Source organism: Streptomyces sp. NPDC048521, from assembly GCF_043199855.1.
GTDB lineage: Bacteria > Actinomycetota > Actinomycetes > Streptomycetales > Streptomycetaceae > Streptomyces.
Map to the genome: position 1 here is coordinate 75,095 of NZ_JBICWR010000015.1, position 22,017 is coordinate 97,111.

Here is a 22,017-nt window from a genome sequence, read left to right on the forward strand (position 1 = left end):
GCCCGATCCGGTCGCAGGCCGACCCACACTCCTCCGACTGCCGCCCCGGGGGGCCGACTTCGCCCCCCGGGGACAGGCAAGGGCGTGGGGGCGTCGCGCTGTACGCCCTCACACGCCTCCTCCCGGCCCGTGAGGGAATCAGACGTCGAAGCGCGCCGCGCGACGCCCGTTGTTGACGTTCGCGTTCCCGTTCAGGTTCGCGTTCATGTTGATGTTCGCGTTCGCGTTGTCGTTGGTGTTCATGTTGGTGTTCGCGTTCGTGTTCATGTCGCTGCTCTCCATTCCTGCTGTTCGGTGACGCCACCGTGTGCGATCCGCTTCCCCACCGGTTCCCGCCCCTGTCCCGGCCGCCGGGCCTCGCCCGGGATCCCGACCGGGTCGGCATCGGGCCTCGCGTTCCCGGGACGGTGGAGGTACCGGACCAGGAGCGGAGCGGGAATCGGGATCCGCACTGTCTTTCGTGCCGGCGCACCACAGAAGAGGACCGCCGAGACGAGAGGGAGGCGAGAAGTGACGACGATCATCCTGATATCGGGCAGCCTGCGGCGCGAGTCGCTGAACAGCACCGCCATCGCCACCGTGCGGAGCCTGCTGACTCGACGGGACGCCTCCGTACGGACACGGGCACTGGACCTGCGCGTCCTGCCTCACTACGACCAGGACGTGGAGGCCACAGACGGCTCCCCACCGGTGGCGGCCGCCAAGCGGCTCGTGTCCTCGGCGGACGCCGTGGTCATCAGCACCCCCTCCTACAACGGGTCGGCGCCGGGTGTCCTCAAGAACGCCCTGGACTGGCTGTCGCGGCCCTGGGGTGACAGCGCGCTGACCGGCAGGCCGGTCGCGGTGATGAGCGCGTCACCCGGACAGCGTGGAGCCGCCGACGCGCAGTCGGGACTGCGGGTGAACCTGGAGCGCAGCGGTGCTGTCCTCGTCGATCACCCGCCCCTGGCGCTGAGCCGTGCCGGATCGCTGTCGCGAAGCGAGGGAGAGTTCACCGACGCGTCGGTCCTCGCGCAGCTGGACGTGTTCGCCGGTGCGGTCCTGGACGCGTGCCGCACCTCGTCCGAGCCCTCAGGGCTGTCTCAGCCCGTGGGCGCCTGAGCAGCGTTCCTCGTGCGGTGGGCCCCTCCGGCCCCTTCGCCCATGACTTGCCCTCACCGCTGATGGTGAGGGCGCAGGACAGACCCGGCAGCACAGGACGTGAAGGCCGGTCGACCGGAAGGGGGTGTACCTGCCATGAACAGATTCGTCCGCCGCTTGATCCGCGCCGCCGCGACCCTCCTGGCCGTCGGCGGCCAGGAGGCGGCCGACCGCTGCGGCCTGGCCCCCACCGCCCCACGCGACGTGCGGCCGGTCCGTTCCGCCGATGCCGTCCGGCCCGGCCCCTGACATGCCGGCCGGACCGGTCGGATCCCGCGCGGCGAGGTGAGCGGGGCCGGACCCCGTCACCTTCCGCGTGTTCCACGCCCGTGCCGCCCAGAACGTCGTCAACGGCTCGCCCCCGCGCGGCCGCTGCTCACCCACCGGCCGGCCCGTTCTTTCGCGACGCGCCGCATCCCGGCCGCCGTGACCTCGCCGGCCGCGGACGGAACGGGCACGCACGACGTTCTGGCGTCCGGGGCCGGCTTGCCGGCGCCGCTGTCCGCCTGCGCCGCTCCCACACCGCCTGGACATCACACCCGGCCACCACCGAGCCGGCCTAGGAGGAGAAGACCATGCCCCACGTCCACAGGAACATCCGAACCGCCGAACGCCCCGCGGCCCCTGGCGTACCGTCACGTCAGGCCACCGCCACACCGACAGCACCACCGCTCGCCGAGGTGCGGCGGACCGTGCGCATCCCCCTGTTCGAGAGGACGACCGGCGGCGACCCGGTCACCGCCCGGGTCTCGACGTTCCACGGCCTGGTGGACGGTCGCGAGCATCTGGCCCTTCAGCTGGGGCGCACGCTGTCTGAGGTACCGCTGGTGCGGCTGCACTCCGAGTGCCTCACGGGAGACGTCTTCGGCTCGGCCCGGTGCGACTGCGGCCCCCAACTGCACGAGGCGCTGGAGCTGATCGACGCCGCCGGGGGCGTGCTGCTCTACCTGCGCCAGGAGGGCCGCGGCATCGGCCTGTACAGCAAGCTGGACGCCTACAGCCTGCAGGACCAGGGCCTGGACACCTACGAGGCGAACCGGGCGCTGGGGCTGAGCGAGGACCTGCGCGACTACGCGGTGGCCGCGCAGATGCTGCACGCACTGGGCCACGACGAGATCGACCTGCTCACCAACAACCCCAACAAGGGCGAGCAACTGCGCCGATACGGCATCGCCGTGCGACGGACCGTCGCCACGGGCGTCTTCGTCAATCCGCACAACACCGCGTACCTGACGGCGAAGGTCGCCCACACCGCTCACACCATCCGACTGGAGGAAACAGCGTGATACGCCACCATGGACCGATCAGCGGCGTCGCGGCCTTCGGCGGCGCCCTCGTCGCCACCGCGGGTTACGACAACCAAGTCATCCTGTGGGACGCCGCGCAGCGCCGGCCGCTCGCCCGCGCCGTGCACGACCACCTCGCCAACCAGGTCGCGTTCAGCCCGGACGGCAGCCTGCTGCTGACGTCCTCGAGCGACTACACCGCACGGCTGTGGTCGGTGCCCGACCTCAAGCTGCGCGCCGTCCTGAGCGATCACAAGGACGACGTGGAGATGTCCGTCTTCCACCCCAGCCGCGAGCTGGTGGCCACCGCCTCCCGCGACCACCTGGTCCGCGTCCACGACTTCACTGGGACGCTGGTGGCCCGCTTCGAGGGACACACCGCCGACGTCATCTCCGTGGCCTGGCTCGGCGACTCCGACGAGCTGCTCACCTCCAGTGACGACGGAACGGTCAAGCGCTGGTCGCTGACGACCGGTGGCCTTGTCTCGGAGGTGGACCTCGGCGGTGTGGAGACCGACACCATCGCCATCACGCGCTCCGGCATCGTGTACGCGGGCAACGACGACGGTGAGATCATCACCATCGCCGACGGCGACACCCGCAAGACGCCCGCCCACGAGGCCGGCATCAAGCGTCTCGCGTACAACGCCGCCACCGAGTCCCTGGTCAGCCTCAGCTACGACCGCACCCTGCGCGTGTGGGACGCCGCCGACCGGGACACGGGGCTGCGGCTGACGCACACCGCACAGTTCCCGGCGGAGGTCTGGGCCCGCTCCTGCGCCTTCCTCGACGACTCCACACTGGTCTTCGGCACCTTCGGCTCCTCCTACGCCGTCTACCGACTGGCCGAGGCGACCTGGGACCTGAACGGGGTGGAGACGACGAACTGCGTCAACTCCGTCATCGCGGCAGACGACGGCACGGTGTGGACGACCGGCGACGCGGGCCTGGTGTGGGCGGACGGGGAGCGGTACGCCGACACCGGCAGCCTGTGCAACTTCCTCGTGGAAGCGGGCGACCGGATCATCGCCGGCGGTCAGCTCGGCCAGGTCTTCGACGCCCGTGACGGACGTGTCCTGCACCAGCACCGGTCGCCGCTGAACTGCGGCGCCGCCTTCACCCGTGACGGGGTGCCGCACGTCGTGGTCGGTGCCTACACCGGCGAGGGGCTCGTCTTCGCCGTCCGCGACGGCGAGGTGGAGCACGTCGCCACGCTCGCCCTGCACACCAACGCCGTCAAGGGTGTGGCGGTGTCCGGTGACACGCTCTTCGCGGTCTGCGCCGACACGTCGGTGTCCTGGTTCTCGCTCGACACGCTGACCGAGACAGGACGGGCCGACGACGCCCACGCGATGATCGTCAACGGCTGCGCGGCGCTGCCGGACGGCCGGTTCGCCAGCGTCAGCCGGGACCTGACGCTGCGTCTGTGGACCGGTCACCGAAGCAGTGTCGTGCCGACCCCGCACGACCACTCGGTCAAGTGCGTGGCGGCCTCCGCCGACGGCCGGCTGGTGGCGACCGGCTCCTATTCCGGGACGGTCGCCGTGTACGACACGGCGACGGGCACCTGGCCCCACGTGGTACGTCCGACCACGGCCGGGATCTCCAGCCTGCACTACGACACCGGCCGTGACCGCTTCCTCGCCTCGTCCTACGACGGGCAGGTCTACCCGATCCAGATCGCGACGGGACGTACCGCATGAGTGTCACGGCCGGGGTCAACCCCAACGAGCTGGACGACCGGGCCGCGATGGGACTGCCGCCCTCGTTCGTCGACCGGCTCGACCACGACCGGCTGCGTGTCCTCGTCCGCCGGCTCGCGGGCGAGGAACCGGGCGAACTGGCCCGCCGCGTCGAGGATCCGGCTGCCGACCGGCACGTGCGGCTGGCCGCGGGCACGCTGCTGGCCCTGGTGGGCGACCCGCGTGTGGTCCCCCTCGACCCGGCGATGGACGACGTGCCCGCCGCCCGGGTCCGGCTGGGACTGCCCGACGACCAGGTCGACGCGGTCACGGACGCCTGGCGGCATGTGGGCGTGGTCCGTGACTGGATCGCGAAGGAGGCTCCTTCGTACGAGGCCGACCTCGCGGCGTTCCGCATCGCCCGCTATCCCGTCACCAACGAGGAGTACCGGCTGTTCCTCACCGAGAACCCCCGAGCCGGGCTTCCGTCGTCCTGGCAGTTCGGCGTCTATCCCCACCACCTGGCGAACCACCCGGTGTGGAGCGTCCGTCCCGAGGACGCCGACGCCTACGCGGCATGGTTGTCGCGGCGTACCGGGCGGTCGTTCCGGCTGCCCACCGAGGCCGAGTGGGAATACGCGGCCTCCGGAGGCGACGGCCGGGAGTACCCCTGGGGCGGACAGCCGCAGGACGAACGGGCCAACACGGTGGAGTACGGGCCGCTCGGCACGACTCCCGTCGGCATGTATCCGGCGGGGCGCAGCCCCTTCGGACCTCACGACATGGCCGGCAACGTGGAGGAGTACGTGGCGGACGACTACCGGCCCTATCCCGGCGGCCGGTACGTCGACGACGATCTCTGCGGCAGCCCGGACACCACCTACCGGGTGGCCCGCGGTGGCAGCTTCACCCGCTACGCCGACCTGGCGCGCTGCCGTCGGCGCCACGGCTGGTACCGCCGCGACCTGTACGCCATGGGGTTCCGGCTGGCCGAGACCCCCTGAGCCGGACCCGGCGCGCGGTGAGGGGCGCGCGGAAAGACCCGGTCCCGGCTCGTCGCCCGCCGCTCGGCGGGTGCCGGCCGGGACCGGGACGGAACCCGCAGGGGATCGGATCGGCCGACGCTGAAGGGGTCCTTCCGGGCACCGGCCCGGGGAGCGGAAGCGAGGCACCGGAAGGTTCCTCGACGACGGGCGGTCGCCGGCCCGGTCCGGACCGCCGGCGCCGGTACGGCATCGACGGCGGAGGCCGACATGACGACAGCACACACCCCCCTGTTCCCCCTGATTCTCATCCCCCGGCCCGATGCTCCGCCTTCGGAGACCAGGAACCTGCTCCAGGCGCTGCCGGCCGCGGTGACCCCGGTGGTCCTGTCCATGCCGCCGGGCCCGCAGCCCGGACAGTCTCCCGCGCGGGCCGTCGACTCGATGGCGGACTCGCTGGCCGCGCAGGTCGCCGTCGCCGGCGTGCACGGTCCGTTCGCGCTGTACGGCTGGGGAGCGGGCGCCTACGCGGCGCTGGTCCTCGCCGCCCGGCTGGAGGTCGTCAGGGGGCACTCCGCCTGCACGGCACTCTTCGTGTCGGACGCGACAGCCCCCTGCCGGAGTGTCCCGGCGGACCGCACCCCACCACCGCAAACAGTCCTGGTGCGCGCCGCGGGGCGCACCGTCACCGAGAGCCGGCTGGTGGTCGGCTCCCCGACCGCGGTCGGCGGCCGGCCCGAACCGCACCTGGCCCCGTGGCGCAGGAACTCGACCCAGGAGACCGAGTTCGTCGCGCTGCCTCGTTCGACCTCCCCGTCCTGGCCGGCGGCGGTGTCCGGGGTCATGACCGCGCGACTCCCCGGCATCGCCGGCCCGGCGCGCACACCCGTGGCTCCCGCCGCGGGCTGACGGGAGTCGGGCATCGCCGCACCGCGGCCCCGCAACGCTCCGGCCGGGAACCCGGCGGGAGCGGAGCGGGAACGGCCGGCGGGAGAATCCCCGCCCAGAACCCGCTCAGGCAGCACGGCGCGGACCGGAGGGGAGCCACCACCCATGAGCGTGACGGACGATCAGCCGACCCCCGGCACCTTCGGGGAGCGCGCACTGCGACGGCTTCTGCTGGTCCGTCCCTCCACCCGCCTGGTGCACGCGGCCGTGGAGGCGGGGTTCTCCGTGAGAGTGCTCGCGGACGCGCGTGCGGGCATCGACCACGTCCCCGCGTCCGCGGCTGTGGACGTCGTGGACTTCGCCGACCCGACCGCCGTCGCCTCGGCCATCGAGACGGCCGTCCGCGAGCACGGAACGCAGCGTTCGCTCGCGTGCGCGGACGCGGCCCGGCTGCCCGCCGTGACACAGACGGCGGCACGCCTGGGCGTGGACCCGAACCCGGGTGACGCCGCCTTCCTGCTGAGCGACCAGGCGGCGATGCGGTCGTTGCTGAACACCAGTGCGCACTCCTACGTGGCGGCGGTCGAGACCCGCAACGCCGAGGAACTGTCCGCTGCCATCGAGCAGATCGGGGCGCCGGTCGTCGTGCGGTCCACCGGCCCGTCGCCCGGTACGGGGCGCGAGCCTTCGTACCTCGTCGAGCAGCACCTGGAAGGGTCGGAGTACGGGGTCGTCACGTTCACCGTGGACGGCATGCACCAGGTGATCGGCATCGCGGCCCTGCACACGGGCTGGCATCCGGGCAACGGCTGTCTGTTCCCGGCACCGCTCGGGGAGCGGGACGAGGCCGAGGCCCGCGCGATGGCGGCGGAACTGCTCGATCTCGCCGGGTACGAATTCGGCTTCGCGTACACGGTCGTCGCCCTGACCCGGCACGGCCTCAAAGTGGCCCACGCGCACGCGCATTTCCCCGATGAACCGGTGGGCTCGCTGGTGGAGCTCGCGACGGGCTTCAGCGCGGAGACCGTGATCGTCCGGGCCCTGGCCGGCCGGCCCGTGCGACCGCCCGCGGTCCGCGGGATCGCCGCGGCGGTCTCCTGCCGTCTGCCGGGCGGCCGGTCCCGGGCGGTGGCCACCCTGGAGGCGGTGGGCGGGCTGCCCGGCGTGCACAAGGTGCACCTCCCCCCGGCCGCGGACACCGACACGGGCGACCGCGGAGGCGGAACACGTGGGTACGTCATGCTGACCGCGGCGACGGCCCAGGAGGCCGCACGAACCGTCGCCGCGGCCGAGGCACTGTTGCGTGCCGGGGCGGACGAAGGCGCCGACCGGGGCTGACGGGCCGGGCATCCGCACGGACGCGACCCGATTCCCGGATCGTTCCCCCGTAACCGGGCAGGGCGGGTAACGCAGCCGGAACGGCATGGGAGCGCACCGGGGGATCGTTCACCGTCGGCACCTCCCACCACGACGACGAGAAGGCAGGGAACATGTTCAGCAACGGGATCGGTGCGGCAGCCCGACTCATCACCTGCGCGGCGATCGGCCTGGCGGCCGTGATCGGTCCGGTCACCGTGCTCGCCGGCGGCTCACCGTCTCCCGCCGGCGTCGTGCTCGCCTCGGACGAGGGCCCCAACCGGGCCGGCTCCGCGCCCGCCTCCGTGGAGGGCCCGAACTAGGGCCGCAATTCGCGTCGTCGCCCGAAGGGCGGCCGTGCGGTGGCAGGTGCGACGAGTTGCGTGCACGGCAGTCGCGCGGCGGACGGGAAGGGCAGGACAGGCCCAAGAGCCTGTCCTGCGGACCCGAAGACCCTGACCGGCGCGACGCGCACCGGGTGCGTCGCGGCCAGGCCTCACTCACCTCGCCGGTGCAGTCCGCTGATTCCCAGGGCACGGAACGCGCCGTCCGCGGCGGCGGCCCGCGCGGCGGCACCCTCCACATCGCCGAGCGACGCCAGTGCGCTCGCCATGCCGTCCAGTGCGTACGCCTCCTCCACCCGGCAGCCCAGCCGGGCGGCGCAGTCGTGCGCCCACTGGTGGCACCGCAGCGCTCGCCGGTGCTCTCCGTGGCGCCTGAAGACGCGGCCGGCGACGTTCCACACCATGACCTGACGAACCGGCGCGTCATCCAGCCCCTCGGCATCCAGCGCCTCCTGGGCCCGTCGCAGCGCCGCCGCCCGCCGCCCGAGCCGGCTGTCGGCCTCCGCGCAGAGGACGAGCTGAACGGCCCTTTCGGCCGGTGGGAGCACGCCGGACCCTCGCTCGCGGGCCGTTTCCAGACCGACGGCGGCCGCCTCGACGTCGCCCAGGGCGAGCTGTGCCTGCGCCAGGTCGCTGATCCCCGCCAGTTCCTTCTCCACCGCACCGATGCCGCGGGCCAGTTCCACACACCGCTGCGCGGCCCGCAACGCCTCGTCGAACCTGCCGCGCTCCAACTGCACGCTGCTCAGGCTCGACAGGGACTCCGCCTCCGCACGCGCGGCCCCCAGTTCGCGTTTGAGAGCGACGGACCGCTCCAGACGAGGCAGTGCCTCGTCGAAGCGGCCGGTCGTGGCGAGCAGCAGCCCCAGAACGCCGGTGTCCTTCGCCTGCCCGCGCAGATCACCCAGCTCGACGGCCAGTTCATGTGCCTCCAGCGCCGCCGCGATGCCGTCCTCGAAGCATCCCCGCTTCCAGCAGGCCACGGCGAGGTTGGACAGGCTCAGCCGGAGCAGGTCGGGCTCCGCCAGCCGACGGGCCGACACCACGGCGGTGCGGCACAGCTTCAGGAACTCGGCCAGCCGGCCCCGCAGATCGAGAGGGAAGACAACGTTGGCGGACAGCAGCGCCACCTCTCGGTCGAACCCCCGGCGAGAGGCCAGGGCGATGGCGGCGAGAAGGCTGTCCTGCTCACGCTCGAACCACTCCCGAGCCTCCTGCGGCGAGGCCAGCGGCGCCGGCTCCGCCCGGAACGACGGGCGGGGGCGCGCCACCCGCACCCGCCCCGGGAAGAGGAGGTCGCACGCCGCGTCGGAGGCGGCGAGGGAGAATTCCAGCAGCCGGCGCACCGCACCCGCCGCCTCCTCGCTGAACCCTCCCGCCCCGCCGGGACCCTGCGTCCGCGACTGCATCCGGGCGAAACTGCGCACCAGGTCGTGCAGGGCGTACCGGCCCGGCTCGTGCTGCTGGACCAGATGCATGTCGAGGAGGTACTCCAGCACCCCTTCCGCTTCGCTCACCCCGAGGTCCAGCAGCGCGGCCGCCGTGGGGACGTCCAGATCGTTTCCCGGGTGCTGGCCCAGCAGCCGGAAGTACCTGCGGTTCTCCGCGTCCAGGCCGTCGTAGGACAGCCGCAGGGTCATCTCGACGCTGCGCTCGCCCACGGTGAGTTCGGACAGGCGGCGGGCGTCGTCACGCAGGCGGCCGACGAGGTAGCGCACGGTCCAGCGGGGGCGCTTGCGCAGCCGGGTCGCGACGATGCGCAGCGCGAGCGGCAGGTGTCCGCTGAGTTCGGCGAGTTCCACGACGGCTGCCGCCTCGGCCCGCGCCCGGTGTTCGCCGATGATGCTGGTGATGAGGGCGACGCTGTCCGAAGGAGCCATGGTGCCCAGGGAGATCGAGTGCGCCGCGTCCAGATCCACCAGGGGGGCACGGCAGACGGCCAGGACGAGCGTGCCCGTCGGGGAGGCCAGCAGCGGTCTCACCTGGTTGCCGTCCACGACGTTGTCCAGGAGGAGCAGCATGCGGTGCCTGGCCATGTGGGAGCGCCATGCCGAGACGCGTGCCGTGGGGTCCTCGGGGATGCGTTCGCCGGGGACCCCGACCATGCGCAGCAGCGCCTCGGCGGCGGCTGCCGGGGACAGCGGCTGCTCGCCCGGCGTGTGGCCGCGCAGGTCGAGATAGAGCTGCCCGTCCGGGTACCGGTCGGCCAAGCGGTGTGCCGCGCGTACCGCGAGAGAGGTCTTCCCGCTGCCTCCCATGCCGTCGACGGCGACGATGAGCGGTCCGATGCCGGTGCTCTCCTCGGCGAGGCCCAGGAGTGTGGCCAGCTCTTCCTCCCGTCCGGTGAAGTCGCACAGGTCGTAGGGGAGGGTGGAGGGGGCGTGGGCCGGTCCTGCCGGCAGGCTTCCCGGCGCCGGGGGCGCGGCGGGTGCGGCGAGGGCGGGGTCGTTGCACAGGATGGACTGGTGCAGCTCGCGCAGGGCGTCGCCGGGTTCGATGCCGAGTTCGTCGTCGAGGAGGGTGCGCACGGCGCCGTACTCCTCGAGCGCCTCCGCTTGGCGTCCCGAGCGGTACAGGGCGAGCATCAGCTGGCCGCGCAGGGTTTCCCGCAGCGGGCTGAGGGCGATGGCCTCGCGGATCTCGGCGACCAGTTCGCCGCTTTCCCCGGCCGCCAGTCTGAGGTCGAAGAGCTGCTCGATGGCGGTGAGCCGTTTCTCCTCCAGAGTGGCCGAGGCGGCGTCGACGACCGAGCCGCCCTGTCCGGACAGCACGGGCCCGCGCCACAGCGCGACAGCTTCACGCAGGTGGGCGGCGGCGTCCGCGACCCGTCCCGCCGCGGAGTGCTCGCGGGCCAGACGCAGTCCCTGGGTGAACTGGAGCAGGTCGAGTTGCGTGTCGGAGACGTCGGCGCGGTAGCCGGGCCCCTCGGTGATGAGGATTTCGCGGCCGTCCGGGATGCGCTGGCGCAGGTCCGCCACCGCCTTGCGGATCTGGTGTGCGGCCGTCGTCGGCGCGTTGTCGTACCAGACGGCTTCCACGAGGCGGTGTACCGGGAGTACCCGCCGGGGCTCGAGCAGCAACGTGGCCAGCACCCGTTCGTTGACCGATCCGCCGAGGTGGACACGGCGGTCGCCGTCCCAGCATTCGAGGGAGCCAAGTACCCGGAAGGACATCGATGAGGTCTTCACAGCACACGTCCTCTGCTCGGTTCCCGGACGGCCGTTGTGCGGCCGCGACCCGCGCGGGCGGCCGGCCGACGCGAGCACGGCCTGCTCACGACCGTCCACCGCCCGCCCGGAGCCACGCCCCGGGTCTGCGATCACTTCTGTGGGTGTGACCATGGCGCGTGACGGACGTCTTCCCGAAGCGCCGGCTCCTCGGCGGCCGGCGGTGTGTCCGCCCACGTGCCCGCGGTGAGCGTGGCGCCGTCGGCGGGATCGAGCAGCAGGAACGAGCCGGTCTCCCGGCAGGTGCGGTACGGGTCCCAGGCCAACGGCTCCGCGGTGCGCAGGAGGATGCGTCCGATGTCGTCGGCGGCCAGTTCGCCGGCGGAACTCCAGGCGCGCTGCTCCGGATCCAGTCGTCCGGTGACGGCCACCACCCGTGCGCGTACCGTTCTCGCGCTGTGCCGTACCAGCACCCGGTCGCCGGGGCGCAGCCGGCGCTCGTGGAGGTGACAGACGGTCGCCCATGTCTCCGTGGTGACCTCGGGAGACCCTCCGGCGACGATCATGTCGCCGCGGGCGACATCGATGTCGTCCGCGAGCCGGACATCGACCGACTGAGGCGCCCGCGCGGCGTGGGCCGGCCGGCCGAGGACACTGATCGACCGCACCGTGGACGTCAGCCCCGACGGCAGCACGGTGACCCGCTGGCCCGCGTGCAGCGCCCCCGACGCCAGCCGCCCGGCGTAGGAACGGCGGCTGCCCTGGGAGGCGTCGGGTGCTCGCAGCACGTACTGGACCGGCAGTCTGGCCGGGCCGTGCCCGTCCGCCGCGGCGGACGGCGTCTCCTCGAGGAGGCGCAGCAGCGTGGGGCCGTCGTACCAGCTCATGGATCGTGCCGGGCGGATCACGTTGTCACCGGACAGCGCGGCCACGGGGACGGCGCGCACCTCGTCCATGCCCAACGCCGCCGTCCAGGTCCGGAACTCGGCGGCCAGGCTGTCGAAGACGTTCGCCGAGAAACCGACGAGGTCCACCTTGTTCACGGCGAGCACCACACCCGGGACCCGGAACAGCGCTGCCAGGGCCGCATGCCTGAGGGTCTGCTCGACGAGGCCCTGCCGGGCATCGACCAGGACGACCGCGAGGTCCGCGCGGGACATCCCGGTCGCCGCGTCGCGTGCGCACCACCGGTCTCCGGGGCCGTCGGCCAGGAGGATGCGGCGCCGTGGCGTGGCCGAGCGGGGGTGGTCCACGGCGCTCGTGCCGCCCTGTGGCTGCGGCGCGCGCGGCCCGTCCGTGAGCAGGGCCGCATCGGCCCGGAGTGCGCCGCGCCGTCGGCTCGCCGCGCGGACGGCTTCCCACTGGTCCACGGACACGGCCGCGCCGGCGTGCAGCAGCCGTCCCAGCAAAGTGGACCTGCCGGCGCCGGCGGAACCGGCGATCGTCAGGCGCAGGGGGTGCGGGGCGTTCGCCAGGAGGTCCGTGTCGCATGTCAGGAGCCGTTGTGGAGTCATGAGAAGTACGCCTCACGTTCGCGGGTTTCCACGCCGGCCGCCGGCCACCTGGCATCCGCCCGGGTGGAACCGGGTTCGCCGGTGCGCAGGGAGGTGATCTCGTCGATCACCTCGGTGACGGTCACGGCCGCCGACTCGACGGCCTCGGTGCACGACATGTCCCCGACGGTGCGGTAGCGCACGAGACGCTTCTCCACCGGTTCGCTCCCGCGTGGGGCGTGGTCGCCGGCGGCCAGCCACCTGTCGGCACGGGGGACGACACGGCGTTCGTGAGCGTAGTAGACGTCGGGGAGTTCTATCCCCTCCCGGTCGACGTAGTGCCAGACGTCGAGTTCGGTCCAGTGCGCGAGCGGAAGGACCCGCATGTGCTCACCGGCTCGGTGCCGGCTGTTGTAGAGGGACCACAACTCGGGCCGCTGCTCGTGGTGTTCCGGCCGGGACTCGCCCCGCGGCGAGAACACGCGCGGTCCGGCTCGGCCCGTGTCCGCGTCGCCTCGTGTGCCTTCGAGCGCGGCGTTGTGCCGCCCCCGCCGCAGGACGTCGGCCAGGGGGAAGGTCCGCAGCGGGTCACGGGAGCCGGCCGGCCGCTCCCGCAGCGGATCCGCGTCGGCGTACTCCCGCACGGGCACCACGGACAGATCCAGCCGGTGGTGCTCCACGATCGCGTCCCGATGCGCCATGACCTCGGGGAAGTTGTGCCCGGTGTCCAGGTGCAGCAGACGGAAGGGCATGGGGGCCGGGCGGAACGCCTTGAGCGCCAGGTGCAGCATCACCAGGGAGCCCTTGCCGCCGGAGAAGAGCAGGACCGGCCGCTCGAACTGCCCCGCCACCTCGCGCATGATGTGGATCGCCTCGGACTCGAGGACGTCCAGGTGACCCAGCTCGTCCGGGGCGACGGCCGCCGGGGACACCTCGCAACAGGTCTGCGTCCTCATGTCCTGCTCCACGCGGTGCGCGGTCGGCTTCCACCCACAGGTTGCACAGCTGACACGCCGGATTCTCCCTCCTGCCCGATGGCGTTCCGCCCTGCGCGATCCAGCAGGGCCCGGCATCCCGGCGGTCCCCCTCCTCCGCCCGTGACGCCACGCACGCCCTTCGGGGCCACGAGCCCCCGGACCGCTCGCCGCGCCGCGCCCCCGGCCCGAGCACGCCGTGCGCGTGGCTCACACCGGGGGCGGCGGCGCGGACGAGGGAGTCCGACCGCTGGATGCGGAGCACCTGCGACGGGAAGTCGTTCGCGCTCCAGGAGCCAGCGTCGCGTCCGGCCCCCGTCATCGCCAGGGGAAAGGCCCCTCAGCAACCGGCCGTGCAGGAAAGCGAGCCGGTGGGGCCGATCCTTGTCCACCGCCGCGAGGCCGGCGCCACAGCCGTGCCGCCCGTGTCGTGCAGTCCGTCGCCGGCGTTCCCGGCACCGGGCCCGTGTCCGTGGCCCGGGCGGCCGCTCCCGCGTACCGGCGTGCCGTGGCGGCGGGTGACGCCGCGGGAATGAAGGGGGAACGCGTCGGGACGCCGTCAGGAAACCTGTCCGAGACCCTTCCGCCCGTAACAGCGGCCGAGACCGAGGCCCGCAAAGGGGAGGAACCTTGACCACGAACGCTGTGGGGGTGCCGATGCTCGAGGCGCCGTTCACGCCCGAGGCGCTGGCGGTACCCCCCACGGACTACGCGACTCTGGGAGACCGCTACCCGGCGCTCCGCCGCTTCGGGGCCGCGCTGGGCGACACCCGGCTGATCCCTCTGCCCGGGAACGGAGGAGCCCGGCTGCTGGGCAAGTGCGAGTGGGAGAATCCGGCCGGCTCCGTCAAGGACCGAGTCGCCTACGCGCTGATGGCCGATGCCCTGCAGCGCCACGGGACCCGTCCGCTCGGCGAACTGCGGGTGCTGGAGTACTCCGGTGGCACCCTCGCACGATCCCTGTCCCTGCTCTGTGCCGATCTGGGCGTCACGGCCCGCTTCGTGCTGTCCTCGGCGAGTCCGCACAGCCTGCTCGCCTTCCTCGCCGAACACGGCGCCCAGGTCACGCTGGTGGACAAGGAACTGGGGTTCCTGGAGGTGGTCAGGAGCGCCCTGCGGACGGCCGCGGAGGACGACGGCTGGACGCTGCTCTACCAGCACCGCAATCCGGCCAACCTCCTGCTGCACGAGGCGACGACCGGCCGGGAGATCGTGCGCCAGCTGGGCGGGACGGCTCCCGACGTATGGGTCGCCTCGATCGGGACGGGCGGCACGCTCGTCGGCGTGCTCAGGGCGCTGCGGGCCCACTTCCCCGGCGTACGCGCCGTGGGTGTGACACCCCGGGAACTCCCTTACGGCAGCGCGGAACCGCCGAACGGGCTTCCCAAGTACGCGGGTTCGGGGGGCATGGGGCACGGCATCCGGCAGCCGTTCGTCACCCTGTACGACGACGAGATCGAGCAGCGGACGGTCTCCTACCCCGAAGCCCTGGAAGGGATGGCCGAGTTCCGCCGCCTGACGGGCCTGCGGATCGGAAGTTCGGCCGCGGCGAACTGGCTGACGGCTCGGCGCATCGCGGAGACGCTCCCGCCCTCCAGCACCGTGGTGACCGTCCTGCCGGACGCGGGGAGTCCGGAGGAATGGGCACGCCTGGACGCCTGAGAGAGACAGGAGGCGTGTGACATGACCTGATTGCGCATCTTCTTCCAGGAAGGGGGAGACCCAGCATGGCTCATCTGGTTCTCGTCGAGTCCACGACGACGGCCGGCTTCCAGATCCTGCGTACTGCCTCGGCACTGGGCCATGAGGTGACCTTCGTGGCGCACGATCTGGCTCCCTACCTCGTCACGAGCGGTGCGCAGGCAGCGCTCCGCTCGGCCGCCCGAGTGCGGTCCGGGGTGAGCACCGGCGAAGCGGACGCCTTGACACGCGCGTTGGCGAAACTGCACGAGGAGAGGCCCATCGACGGCTTTCTGCCCCTCAGCGACGGCCATCTGCTGCCGACCGCACTGGCCGCGAGGCAGCTGGGCATACCCCACGAGGCCCCCGAGACGATCGCCTGCCTGCGCGACAAGCACGCCATGCGGACGGCGCTGCGCCGCGCCGGTGTCCCACAGCCCGACTTCCGGTCCGCCACCACCGAACAGGAGGCGGTCGCGGCGGCCTCGGCCCTCGGCTACCCGGTCGTCGTCAAACCCGCGGACGGCATGTCCTCACTCCATGTGGGAGTGGCCGGGACGCCGGACGAGGTACGGACGCTCGCCCGGGCGATCACCCGGGCCGAGGGCTACGGCCGAGGCATCCGCAGCAGCGGCCGCATCCTGGTCGAACGCTTCGTCCCGGGCCCCGTCATCAGTTGTGAGACGGTCACGGCGGACGGCCGCCACCAGGTGTACGGATGCGTCGACCGCCGCATGGCCGACGGGCCGTTCCCCGTGGAGCTGGGAGGCTGCTTCCCGGCGGACCTGCCGGGAAGCACGCTCGAAGAAGTGGCACGTGTCTGCCTCGAGGCGCTCGACGCGGTGGGCCTGCGGCGTTCCCACGCCCACACGGAACTCGTCCTGGGGCCGCAGGGCCCGCAGATCATCGAGATCAACGGACGGCTGATCGGCGGCCTCGTGCCCACCATGATGAACCACGTGCTCGACGGCGACATCTACGAGGACGTCATAGCCCTGGCCCTGGGACACCGTCCGTCCGTGCCCGCGACCACCGGCGTCGGCTGCATCCGGTCCGTGACGGCGCCGGCCACGGGAGTCCTCACGGCCATCGACGCCCAGGAAGCGTGGTCCGTCCCCGGTGTGCGCGAGGTGGTCCTGCACGCCCGGCCGGGCCGGCCGGTGCGGCCGGCCCGCGACAACCTGGACCGGCTCGCCTTCATCATCACCACGGGCCCGTCCGCACGCACGGCCCGGGCCGCGGCCGACGATGCTCACGCGCGGATACGGGTGGACGTCGACACGGCGGACGACGTCCCCCTCGGGCACGTCATGGAGCCGGTCCATGAGTGACGTCCCCGGCGTCCGCAGGACGTGGCGGCGACTGCGGGCCGACCTCCGCGTCGTGATGGAGCGCGACCCGTCCGTACGGTCCGTCACCGAAGCCTGTCTTGCCTCCTACCTGCCGGCCCTCTGGCTGCACCGGCTCGCACACCCCCTCTACCAGCACAACCACCGCGTCCTCGCCAGAATCCTGTCCCTGCTGGGCCGCATCCTGTCCGGGGGCTGCGACATCCATCCCGGTGCACGCATCGGCAGCGGGCTGTTCATCGACCACGCGGCCGCGGTGGTGATCGGGGAGGAGGCCGTCATCGGAGCTGACGTCACCCTCTTCCACCAGGTCACCCTGGGCGCGGTCGGCTGGTGGCGGGACAGCCGGCGACTGCCCGGCGAGCGCCGCCACCCCACGGTGGGCGACGGTGTCGTGATCGGGACCGGGGCGTCCGTGCTGGGGCCGGTGCACATCGGGGACCGGTCCCTGGTCGGCGCGCACTGTGTCATCACCTGCGACATCCCCGCCGGCAGCCGGGTCAGCTCACCGGCGGGCGTCGTACGCCCCCGGTCCGCGCCACGGCCGCCCCTGCCCACCGAGACGCACAGAAAGGAATCGGCATGACCACCGCCGACCGCGCGGACACAGCCGGGCCAGGCTATGACGACGTCCTGTACGCCGCATTCGAACGGCGTTACCAGCAGGGCGAGGACTCCTGGAGCGACGAGGGGGCCATGCGACGGCTCGTACCCCTGTTGTCGCGGCACCTGGAGCCCCGTGCCGCCCACGTTCTCGACCTCGGGGCCGGGCGCGGACCGGACACCCTCGCGCTTCTGGAGGCCGGGCACCGGGTCACCGCCACGGACCTGCTGCGACTGCCCGACTGGGACGCGATCGAGCGCCGGTGGGGCGACCGGGTCACCTTCCTGCGCGGAGACATCACCGAACTCGACCTGCCTGAAGGGGAGTTCGACGCGGTGGTGGACAACGGGGTCCTCCACCACCAGGATCCCGCGCACTACACGGAGTACCTCGCCGCGGTACACCGCTCGCTGCGCCCCGGCGGGCTGCTGGCCGTCAGCCTCTTCACCACCGTGGACAAGAGGTCGGCGGGTGTGCTCAACCGCGCCGAGGACGGACGCCTGTCACGCTGGTTCACCGACGACGAAGCCCAGAGCCTGCTGAACGCGGCGGGATTCCGCACGCTCGCCTCGGAGCAGGTCGGCAGGAAACTGGCGGGACTCGCCTACCTCCTCGTCGTGGCGTCCGCCGTACCCCGCGGAGACGAGCCGTGAGCACTCCGCGGGACGCCCGCTCGGACGCCGGTGTCCAGGGTGGTCCGGACGGCACGCCGCACCGCGTGTTCGCGGCCATGCGCCTGCCCGACTACCGCCGCTTCTTCTACGGCCAGCTGGCGTCGAACACCGGCACGTGGATGCAGTTCGTCGCACAGGACTGGCTGGTCCTGCGGCTGACCGGCCGGTCCTTCGACGTCGGCATCGCCTCGGCCCTGCAGTCCCTGCCGGTCCTGGTGCTCGGCATGGTCGGCGGCGTGGCGGCCGATCGCTACGCCAAGCGCACCCTTCTCGTCTCCTGCCAGTTCCTGCTGGCGCTGTGTGCCGCCGCGCTCGCCGCGCTGACGCTGGCGGACGCCGTGACCGTCCACGGGGTCTTCGCGGCGGCGCTGCTGACCGGTGCGGTGAGCGCCTTCTCCGCTCCGGCCCTGCAGTCCTTCGTGGCGGAGGTCGTGGGGCCGCAGCACCTGCGCAACGCCGTCAGCCTCGGTGCGCTCAACTTCCAGAGCGCACGCCTGGTGGGCCCCTTGCTCGCCGGCATCCTGATCCCGGTGGTCGGCATCGGCTGGGCCTTCGCCGTCAATGCCGCTTCGTACGGCATCGTGATCGGCTCGCTCCTCGCCATCCGCGGTGGCGACGGCTCGGCGGCGGTACGCGGACCACGGACCAAGGGCCAGGTGCGTGAGGGACTGCGCCATGTGAGGCGGTGCCCCGAACTGCTGTGGCCCATCACGCTGGTCGGCTTCGTGTGCACGCTCGGCTACAACTTCCCGACCCTGCTGACCGGTTTCGCCGACACCTTCGGCAGCAACGCCCGGGAGTACTCCTTCATGACCACCGCGCTGGGCCTGGGAGCCGTGGCGGGAGCACTGGTCTCGGCCTGGCGTGGTGGCAGCGCGGGCGGACACCTGGTCCGGGCCGCCTGGGTTTTCGCGGGCGCCGAAGCGGCGGCCGCGGTGGCACCCGGGTACCTGACCTTCGTCACGGCACTGGTGGCCGTCGGGGCCGTCGGCATCGTCTTCAGCACGACGGCCAATTCCACGGTGCAGCTGTCCGTGAGTCAGCAGATGCGGGGACGGGTCATGGGGCTGTACTCCCTCGTGTACTCGGGAGGCACCACGCTCGGCGCACCAGTCGTGGGCTGGGCCGTCGACAACTGGGGGGCCAGGGCGGCCCTGGCGTCCTGCGCGGCCGTCGCCGGGGCGGGTGCGCTGCTGGTGACGGCCGGACGCGGCCGGTCACACGCGGGCGGGTGATCCCGCGTGCCGGGCCGGTGAGAAACGCGACGGCCTCGGCGAGGTCGCCGATCGTCGCCCGGTCCCTGCCCGAGAGGAACGCAGGCATGACGGCGCCGGCCGCGACCCCGCACGGGCCGCGGCCGGCGCCGCGTCGCTCAGGCCCGCCGCAGCCGCAGCGTCACCAGCTCGAACGGCCGCAGCCGTACGGTGATCCGGTCGCCGTCACGGTCCGGGGCGGCCGCCGCGGACAGCGGGCGCTCCAGCAGGTCCGTCACCGTCACCTCGGCGACCTGGAACCCGGCCGTGAGCGTGGCGCGGGCCCGGCCGCCGTGTGCCTCGTGGAAACGCACCACCACGTCCCCGCTGCCGTCGTCGGCGAGCTTCACCGCCGTGAGCACCACCGCGTCGTCGTCCACGGTGACCAGCGGAGCGACCTCGTGGGCACCGGTCAGGTGCCGTTCCGGCAGATTGACGCGCCAGCCCTCGCGGACCGCGTCCCCGATCCCGGCTCCGGGCACCAGGGCGTGCCGGAAGCGGTGGACGCCCTGGTCGGTCTCGGGGTCGGGGAAGCGCGGGGCGCGCAGCAACGACACCCGGACCGTCGTGGTCGTACCGTGGTCACCGTCGGACCGCACGGTCCGGGTCACGTCGTGGCCGTACGTGGAGTCGTTGACGACGGCGACGCCCCAGCCGGGCTCCTCCAGGTGGACGAAGCGGTGGTTGCACGCCTCGAACCTGGCCGCCTCCCAGGAGGTGTTGGTGTGGGTGGGCCGGTAGAAGTGCCCGAACTGGGTCTCGGAGGCGTACCGTTCGGCGTGCAGGTCGAGCGGGAAGGCCAGCTTGAGGAACTTCTCCGTCTCGTGCCAGTCCACCTCGGTGTCGATGACCAGCCGCCCCTCGTCCGCCGGCAGGGACAGCACCTGGGTGACCCGGGAGTCGCCGAAGGCGCGGACGATGCGCACCGACGCCCCGTCCTCGCCCGGCAGCACCGACTCCGCCTCGGTGAGGTCGGTGACGGTGTTGCGGTAGAACTCGTCGACGTCCCAGGCGTCCCACATGTTCGGGAAGTCGGGGTGCAGCTGGAGCAGGTTGGCGGCCTGCCCCGGCGCGACCGTCTCCCGGCCGGCCGCGAGGTCGTACGCCGACACCACCAGCCCCCGGGCGTCGACCTCGATCCGCAAGCGGCCGTTGTCCAGCGTGAACCCGCCGTTCTCGCGCGCCGTGAGCGTGGTGCCGCCGGCCACGGCCGGGGTGGTGGCACCGCCCGCCGGGACGCCGTGGCGGGCGTGCGGGGCCGCGTTGAAGACCAGCTCGGTGGTGCCCTCGCCGGCCAGGGCACGCTGGGCGGACTCGATGATCGCGGTCAGTTCGGCGGCGAGACGCCGGTACGTCGCCCGCGCCTCCCGGTGCACCCAGGCGATGGACGAGCCGGGCAGGATGTCGTGGAACTGGTGCAGCAGGACCGTCTTCCAGATCCGGTCCAGCTCCTCGTACGGGTAGGGGAACCCGGTGCGCACGGCCGCGGTGGCCGCCCACAGCTCGGCCTCGCGCAGCAGGTGCTCGCTGCGCCGGTTGCCCTGCTTGGTCTGGGCCTGGCTGGTGAGGGTGGCGCGGTGCAGTTCGAGGTACAGCTCGCCCACCCACACCGGCGGCTCGGGGTACTCGGCCTCGGCCTTCTCGAAGAACGCGCGGGGTGTCTCCCACTCGACGGTCGCCGAGCCTTCGAGATCGCGCAGCCGGGCCGCCTTGGCGACCATCTCGCGGGTGGTGCCGCCGCCTCCGTCACCCCAGCCGGTGGGCGCGAGCGAGTGCCGGGCGCGGCCCTTGTCCTTGAAGTTCTTCGCCGCGTGGGCGATCTCGCTGCCCTTCATGGAGCAGTTGTAGGTGTCGACGGGCGGGAAGTGCGTGAAGATCCGGGTGCCGTCGATGCCCTCCCACTGGAAGGTGTGGTGCGGGAACTTGTTCGTCTGCGACCAGGAGATCTTCTGGGTCAGCAGCCACTTGGAGCCGGCCGCCTTGATGATCTGCGGCAGGCCCGCCGCGAAGCCGAAGGTGTCGGGCAGCCAGGCCTCCTCGTTCTCGATGCCGAACTCGTCGAGGAAGAACCGCTTGCCGTGCACGAACTGGCGGGCCATCGCCTCCGAACCGGGCATGTTGGTGTCCGACTCCACCCACATCCCGCCGGCCGGCACGAAACGGCCCTCCGCCACGGCCTTCTTCACCCGCGCCCACACCTCGGGCCGGTGCTCCTTCACCCACGCCCACTGCTGCGCCTGGGACATCGCGAAGACGAACTCCGGCTCGTCCTCGATCAGCGCGGTCATGTTGGACGTCGTACGGGCCACCTTGCGCACCGTCTCCCGCAGCGGCCACAGCCAGGCGGAGTCGATGTGCGCGTGCCCGACGGCGCTGATCCGGTGCGCGGACGGCACGGCGGGCGCGGCGAGCACCTGGGCCAGCTGCGCCCGCGCCCGCTCCGCCGTGCCGCCCACGTCCTGCAGGTCGACCGTGTCGAGCGCCCGGTCCACGGCGCGCAGGATGTCCCAGCGGCGCGCGGAGTCCACCGGCAGCTCGGCCATCAGCTCACCGAGCACCTCCAGGTCCAGCACCAGCTGCCACACGGTCTCGTCGAAGACGGCGAGGTCCATGCGGGTCAGGGTGTACTGCGGTGCGCTGCCGGCGGTGTCCTTGTCGCCGAGCTGCGTGGGCAGGAAGGGGTGGTAGTCCAGGATGACCGGGTTGGAGGCGGCCTCGATGTGCAGCCGCACCTCCTCGCCGCCTTCCACGGGCGTGCCGATCCGCACCCACTGGTTGCGCGGGTTGAGGCCCTTCACCGGTGTGCCGTCGGGCCGGTAGACCAGGCCCTCGCACTGGAAACCGGGCATGTTCTCGTCGAAGCCGAGGTCCAGCAAGGCCTCGACGGTCTTCCCGGCCCACGCCTCGGGCACGGTCCCGGTCACCCGGAACCAGCTGGTGCCCCACGGAGCACCCCACCGGGCGCCCACTTCGACCGGCTGGGGCTCGGCGGCCAGCCCCTCCGCGACCGGCACCGGCTCGCCGGGCGCGTGCCACACCGCGACCTCCAGCGGCACCGACTCGGGGTACACGGCGGGGCGGATGCGTTCGTCGAGGACCCGCTTGAGGCGGGCTTCGATCAGCGTGCGGTCGTCATGCATGCGG

At 72.6% G+C, this 22,017-nt stretch carries 18 protein-coding genes; 13 read left to right on the forward strand and 5 right to left on the reverse strand.

The annotated features are described in order from the left end of the window. Nucleotides 1-138 precede the first annotated feature (138 nt). Nucleotides 139-267, reverse strand: a complete 129-nt coding sequence (locus ACGFRF_RS29970) for a hypothetical protein (RefSeq protein ID WP_393745228.1) — start codon at nt 265-267, stop codon at nt 139-141. 243 nt (nt 268-510) lie between these two features. Here ACGFRF_RS29970 and ACGFRF_RS29975 point away from each other — a divergent pair, with 243 nt between their 5' ends. The 8 genes from ACGFRF_RS29975 to ACGFRF_RS30010 all read left to right on the forward strand — a co-directional run bounded on the left by ACGFRF_RS29975 (nt 511) and on the right by ACGFRF_RS30010 (nt 7,658). Further along, nucleotides 511-1,101, forward strand: a complete 591-nt coding sequence (locus ACGFRF_RS29975) for an NADPH-dependent FMN reductase (RefSeq protein ID WP_393745230.1) — start codon at nt 511-513, stop codon at nt 1,099-1,101. Between the two features lie 135 nt (nt 1,102-1,236). Next, nucleotides 1,237-1,389 carry a hypothetical protein gene (locus tag ACGFRF_RS29980; protein ID WP_393745232.1) on the forward strand — a complete coding sequence of 51 codons (153 nt, stop codon included), beginning with the start codon at nt 1,237-1,239 and terminating at the stop codon, nt 1,387-1,389. 326 nt (nt 1,390-1,715) lie between these two features. Next, nucleotides 1,716-2,426, forward strand: coding sequence for a GTP cyclohydrolase II (gene ribA / locus ACGFRF_RS29985; RefSeq protein WP_393745234.1), 711 nt, complete (start codon nt 1,716-1,718; stop codon nt 2,424-2,426). Next, nucleotides 2,423-4,129, forward strand: a complete 1,707-nt coding sequence (locus tag ACGFRF_RS29990; RefSeq protein WP_393745236.1) for a WD40 repeat domain-containing protein — start codon at nt 2,423-2,425, stop codon at nt 4,127-4,129. Before ribA ends, ACGFRF_RS29990 begins: the two co-directional genes overlap by 4 nt. Then, the gene (locus tag ACGFRF_RS29995; RefSeq protein WP_393745238.1) at nt 4,126-5,112 is read left to right on the forward strand and encodes a formylglycine-generating enzyme family protein; all 987 of its coding nucleotides are present in this window, start codon (nt 4,126-4,128) and stop codon (nt 5,110-5,112) included. Before ACGFRF_RS29990 ends, ACGFRF_RS29995 begins: the two co-directional genes overlap by 4 nt. Nucleotides 5,113-5,361: 249 nt before the next feature. After that, nucleotides 5,362-6,000: a thioesterase domain-containing protein gene (locus ACGFRF_RS30000; protein WP_393745240.1), complete on the forward strand. Its 639-nt coding sequence runs from the start codon at nt 5,362-5,364 to the stop codon at nt 5,998-6,000. 144 nt (nt 6,001-6,144) lie between these two features. Beyond that, a complete protein-coding gene (locus ACGFRF_RS30005) occupies nt 6,145-7,317 on the forward strand; it encodes a hypothetical protein (protein WP_393745242.1) in 1,173 nt (390 codons plus the stop codon). Between the two features lie 152 nt (nt 7,318-7,469). After that, the gene (locus ACGFRF_RS30010; protein ID WP_393745244.1) at nt 7,470-7,658 is read left to right on the forward strand and encodes a hypothetical protein; all 189 of its coding nucleotides are present in this window, start codon (nt 7,470-7,472) and stop codon (nt 7,656-7,658) included. Between the two features lie 173 nt (nt 7,659-7,831). On the opposite strand, the gene ACGFRF_RS30015 is transcribed toward ACGFRF_RS30010, so the two are convergent. The 3 genes from ACGFRF_RS30015 to cysD form a co-directional block, all read right to left on the reverse strand. Continuing rightward, the gene (locus ACGFRF_RS30015; protein WP_393745246.1) at nt 7,832-10,867 is read right to left on the reverse strand and encodes a BTAD domain-containing putative transcriptional regulator; all 3,036 of its coding nucleotides are present in this window, start codon (nt 10,865-10,867) and stop codon (nt 7,832-7,834) included. Between the two features lie 131 nt (nt 10,868-10,998). Continuing rightward, nucleotides 10,999-12,360, reverse strand: coding sequence for a GTP-binding protein (locus ACGFRF_RS30020; RefSeq protein WP_393745248.1), 1,362 nt, complete (start codon nt 12,358-12,360; stop codon nt 10,999-11,001). Continuing rightward, complete coding sequence (gene cysD, locus ACGFRF_RS30025; protein ID WP_393745250.1) at nt 12,357-13,295, reverse strand: sulfate adenylyltransferase subunit CysD; 939 nt, start codon at nt 13,293-13,295, stop codon at nt 12,357-12,359. The genes ACGFRF_RS30020 and cysD overlap by 4 nt, the downstream gene beginning before the upstream one ends. Nucleotides 13,296-13,943: 648 nt before the next feature. Between cysD and ACGFRF_RS30030 the strand changes: the two genes are divergently transcribed. The 5 genes from ACGFRF_RS30030 (at nt 13,944) to ACGFRF_RS30050 (ending at nt 18,855) form a co-directional block, all read left to right on the forward strand. After that, nucleotides 13,944-14,975 carry a PLP-dependent cysteine synthase family protein gene (locus ACGFRF_RS30030; protein ID WP_393745252.1) on the forward strand — a complete coding sequence of 344 codons (1,032 nt, stop codon included), beginning with the start codon at nt 13,944-13,946 and terminating at the stop codon, nt 14,973-14,975. A gap of 65 nt (nt 14,976-15,040) precedes the next feature. Continuing rightward, the gene (locus tag ACGFRF_RS30035) at nt 15,041-16,324 is read left to right on the forward strand and encodes an ATP-grasp domain-containing protein (protein WP_393745254.1); all 1,284 of its coding nucleotides are present in this window, start codon (nt 15,041-15,043) and stop codon (nt 16,322-16,324) included. Further along, the gene (gene epsC, locus ACGFRF_RS30040; protein WP_393745255.1) at nt 16,317-16,928 is read left to right on the forward strand and encodes a serine O-acetyltransferase EpsC; all 612 of its coding nucleotides are present in this window, start codon (nt 16,317-16,319) and stop codon (nt 16,926-16,928) included. The genes ACGFRF_RS30035 and epsC overlap by 8 nt, the downstream gene beginning before the upstream one ends. Beyond that, nucleotides 16,925-17,599 (forward strand): class I SAM-dependent methyltransferase, encoded by a 675-nt coding sequence (locus ACGFRF_RS30045; RefSeq protein ID WP_393745257.1) that lies wholly within the window; start codon nt 16,925-16,927, stop codon nt 17,597-17,599. The genes epsC and ACGFRF_RS30045 overlap by 4 nt, the downstream gene beginning before the upstream one ends. Continuing rightward, the gene (locus tag ACGFRF_RS30050) at nt 17,596-18,855 is read left to right on the forward strand and encodes an MFS transporter (RefSeq protein WP_393745259.1); all 1,260 of its coding nucleotides are present in this window, start codon (nt 17,596-17,598) and stop codon (nt 18,853-18,855) included. Before ACGFRF_RS30045 ends, ACGFRF_RS30050 begins: the two co-directional genes overlap by 4 nt. Before the next feature lie 137 nt (nt 18,856-18,992). Here ACGFRF_RS30050 and ACGFRF_RS30055 read toward each other — a convergent pair whose 3' ends face one another. After that, nucleotides 18,993-22,013, reverse strand: coding sequence for an alpha-mannosidase (locus ACGFRF_RS30055; RefSeq protein ID WP_393745261.1), 3,021 nt, complete (start codon nt 22,011-22,013; stop codon nt 18,993-18,995). Nucleotides 22,014-22,017: the final 4 nt, after the last annotated feature.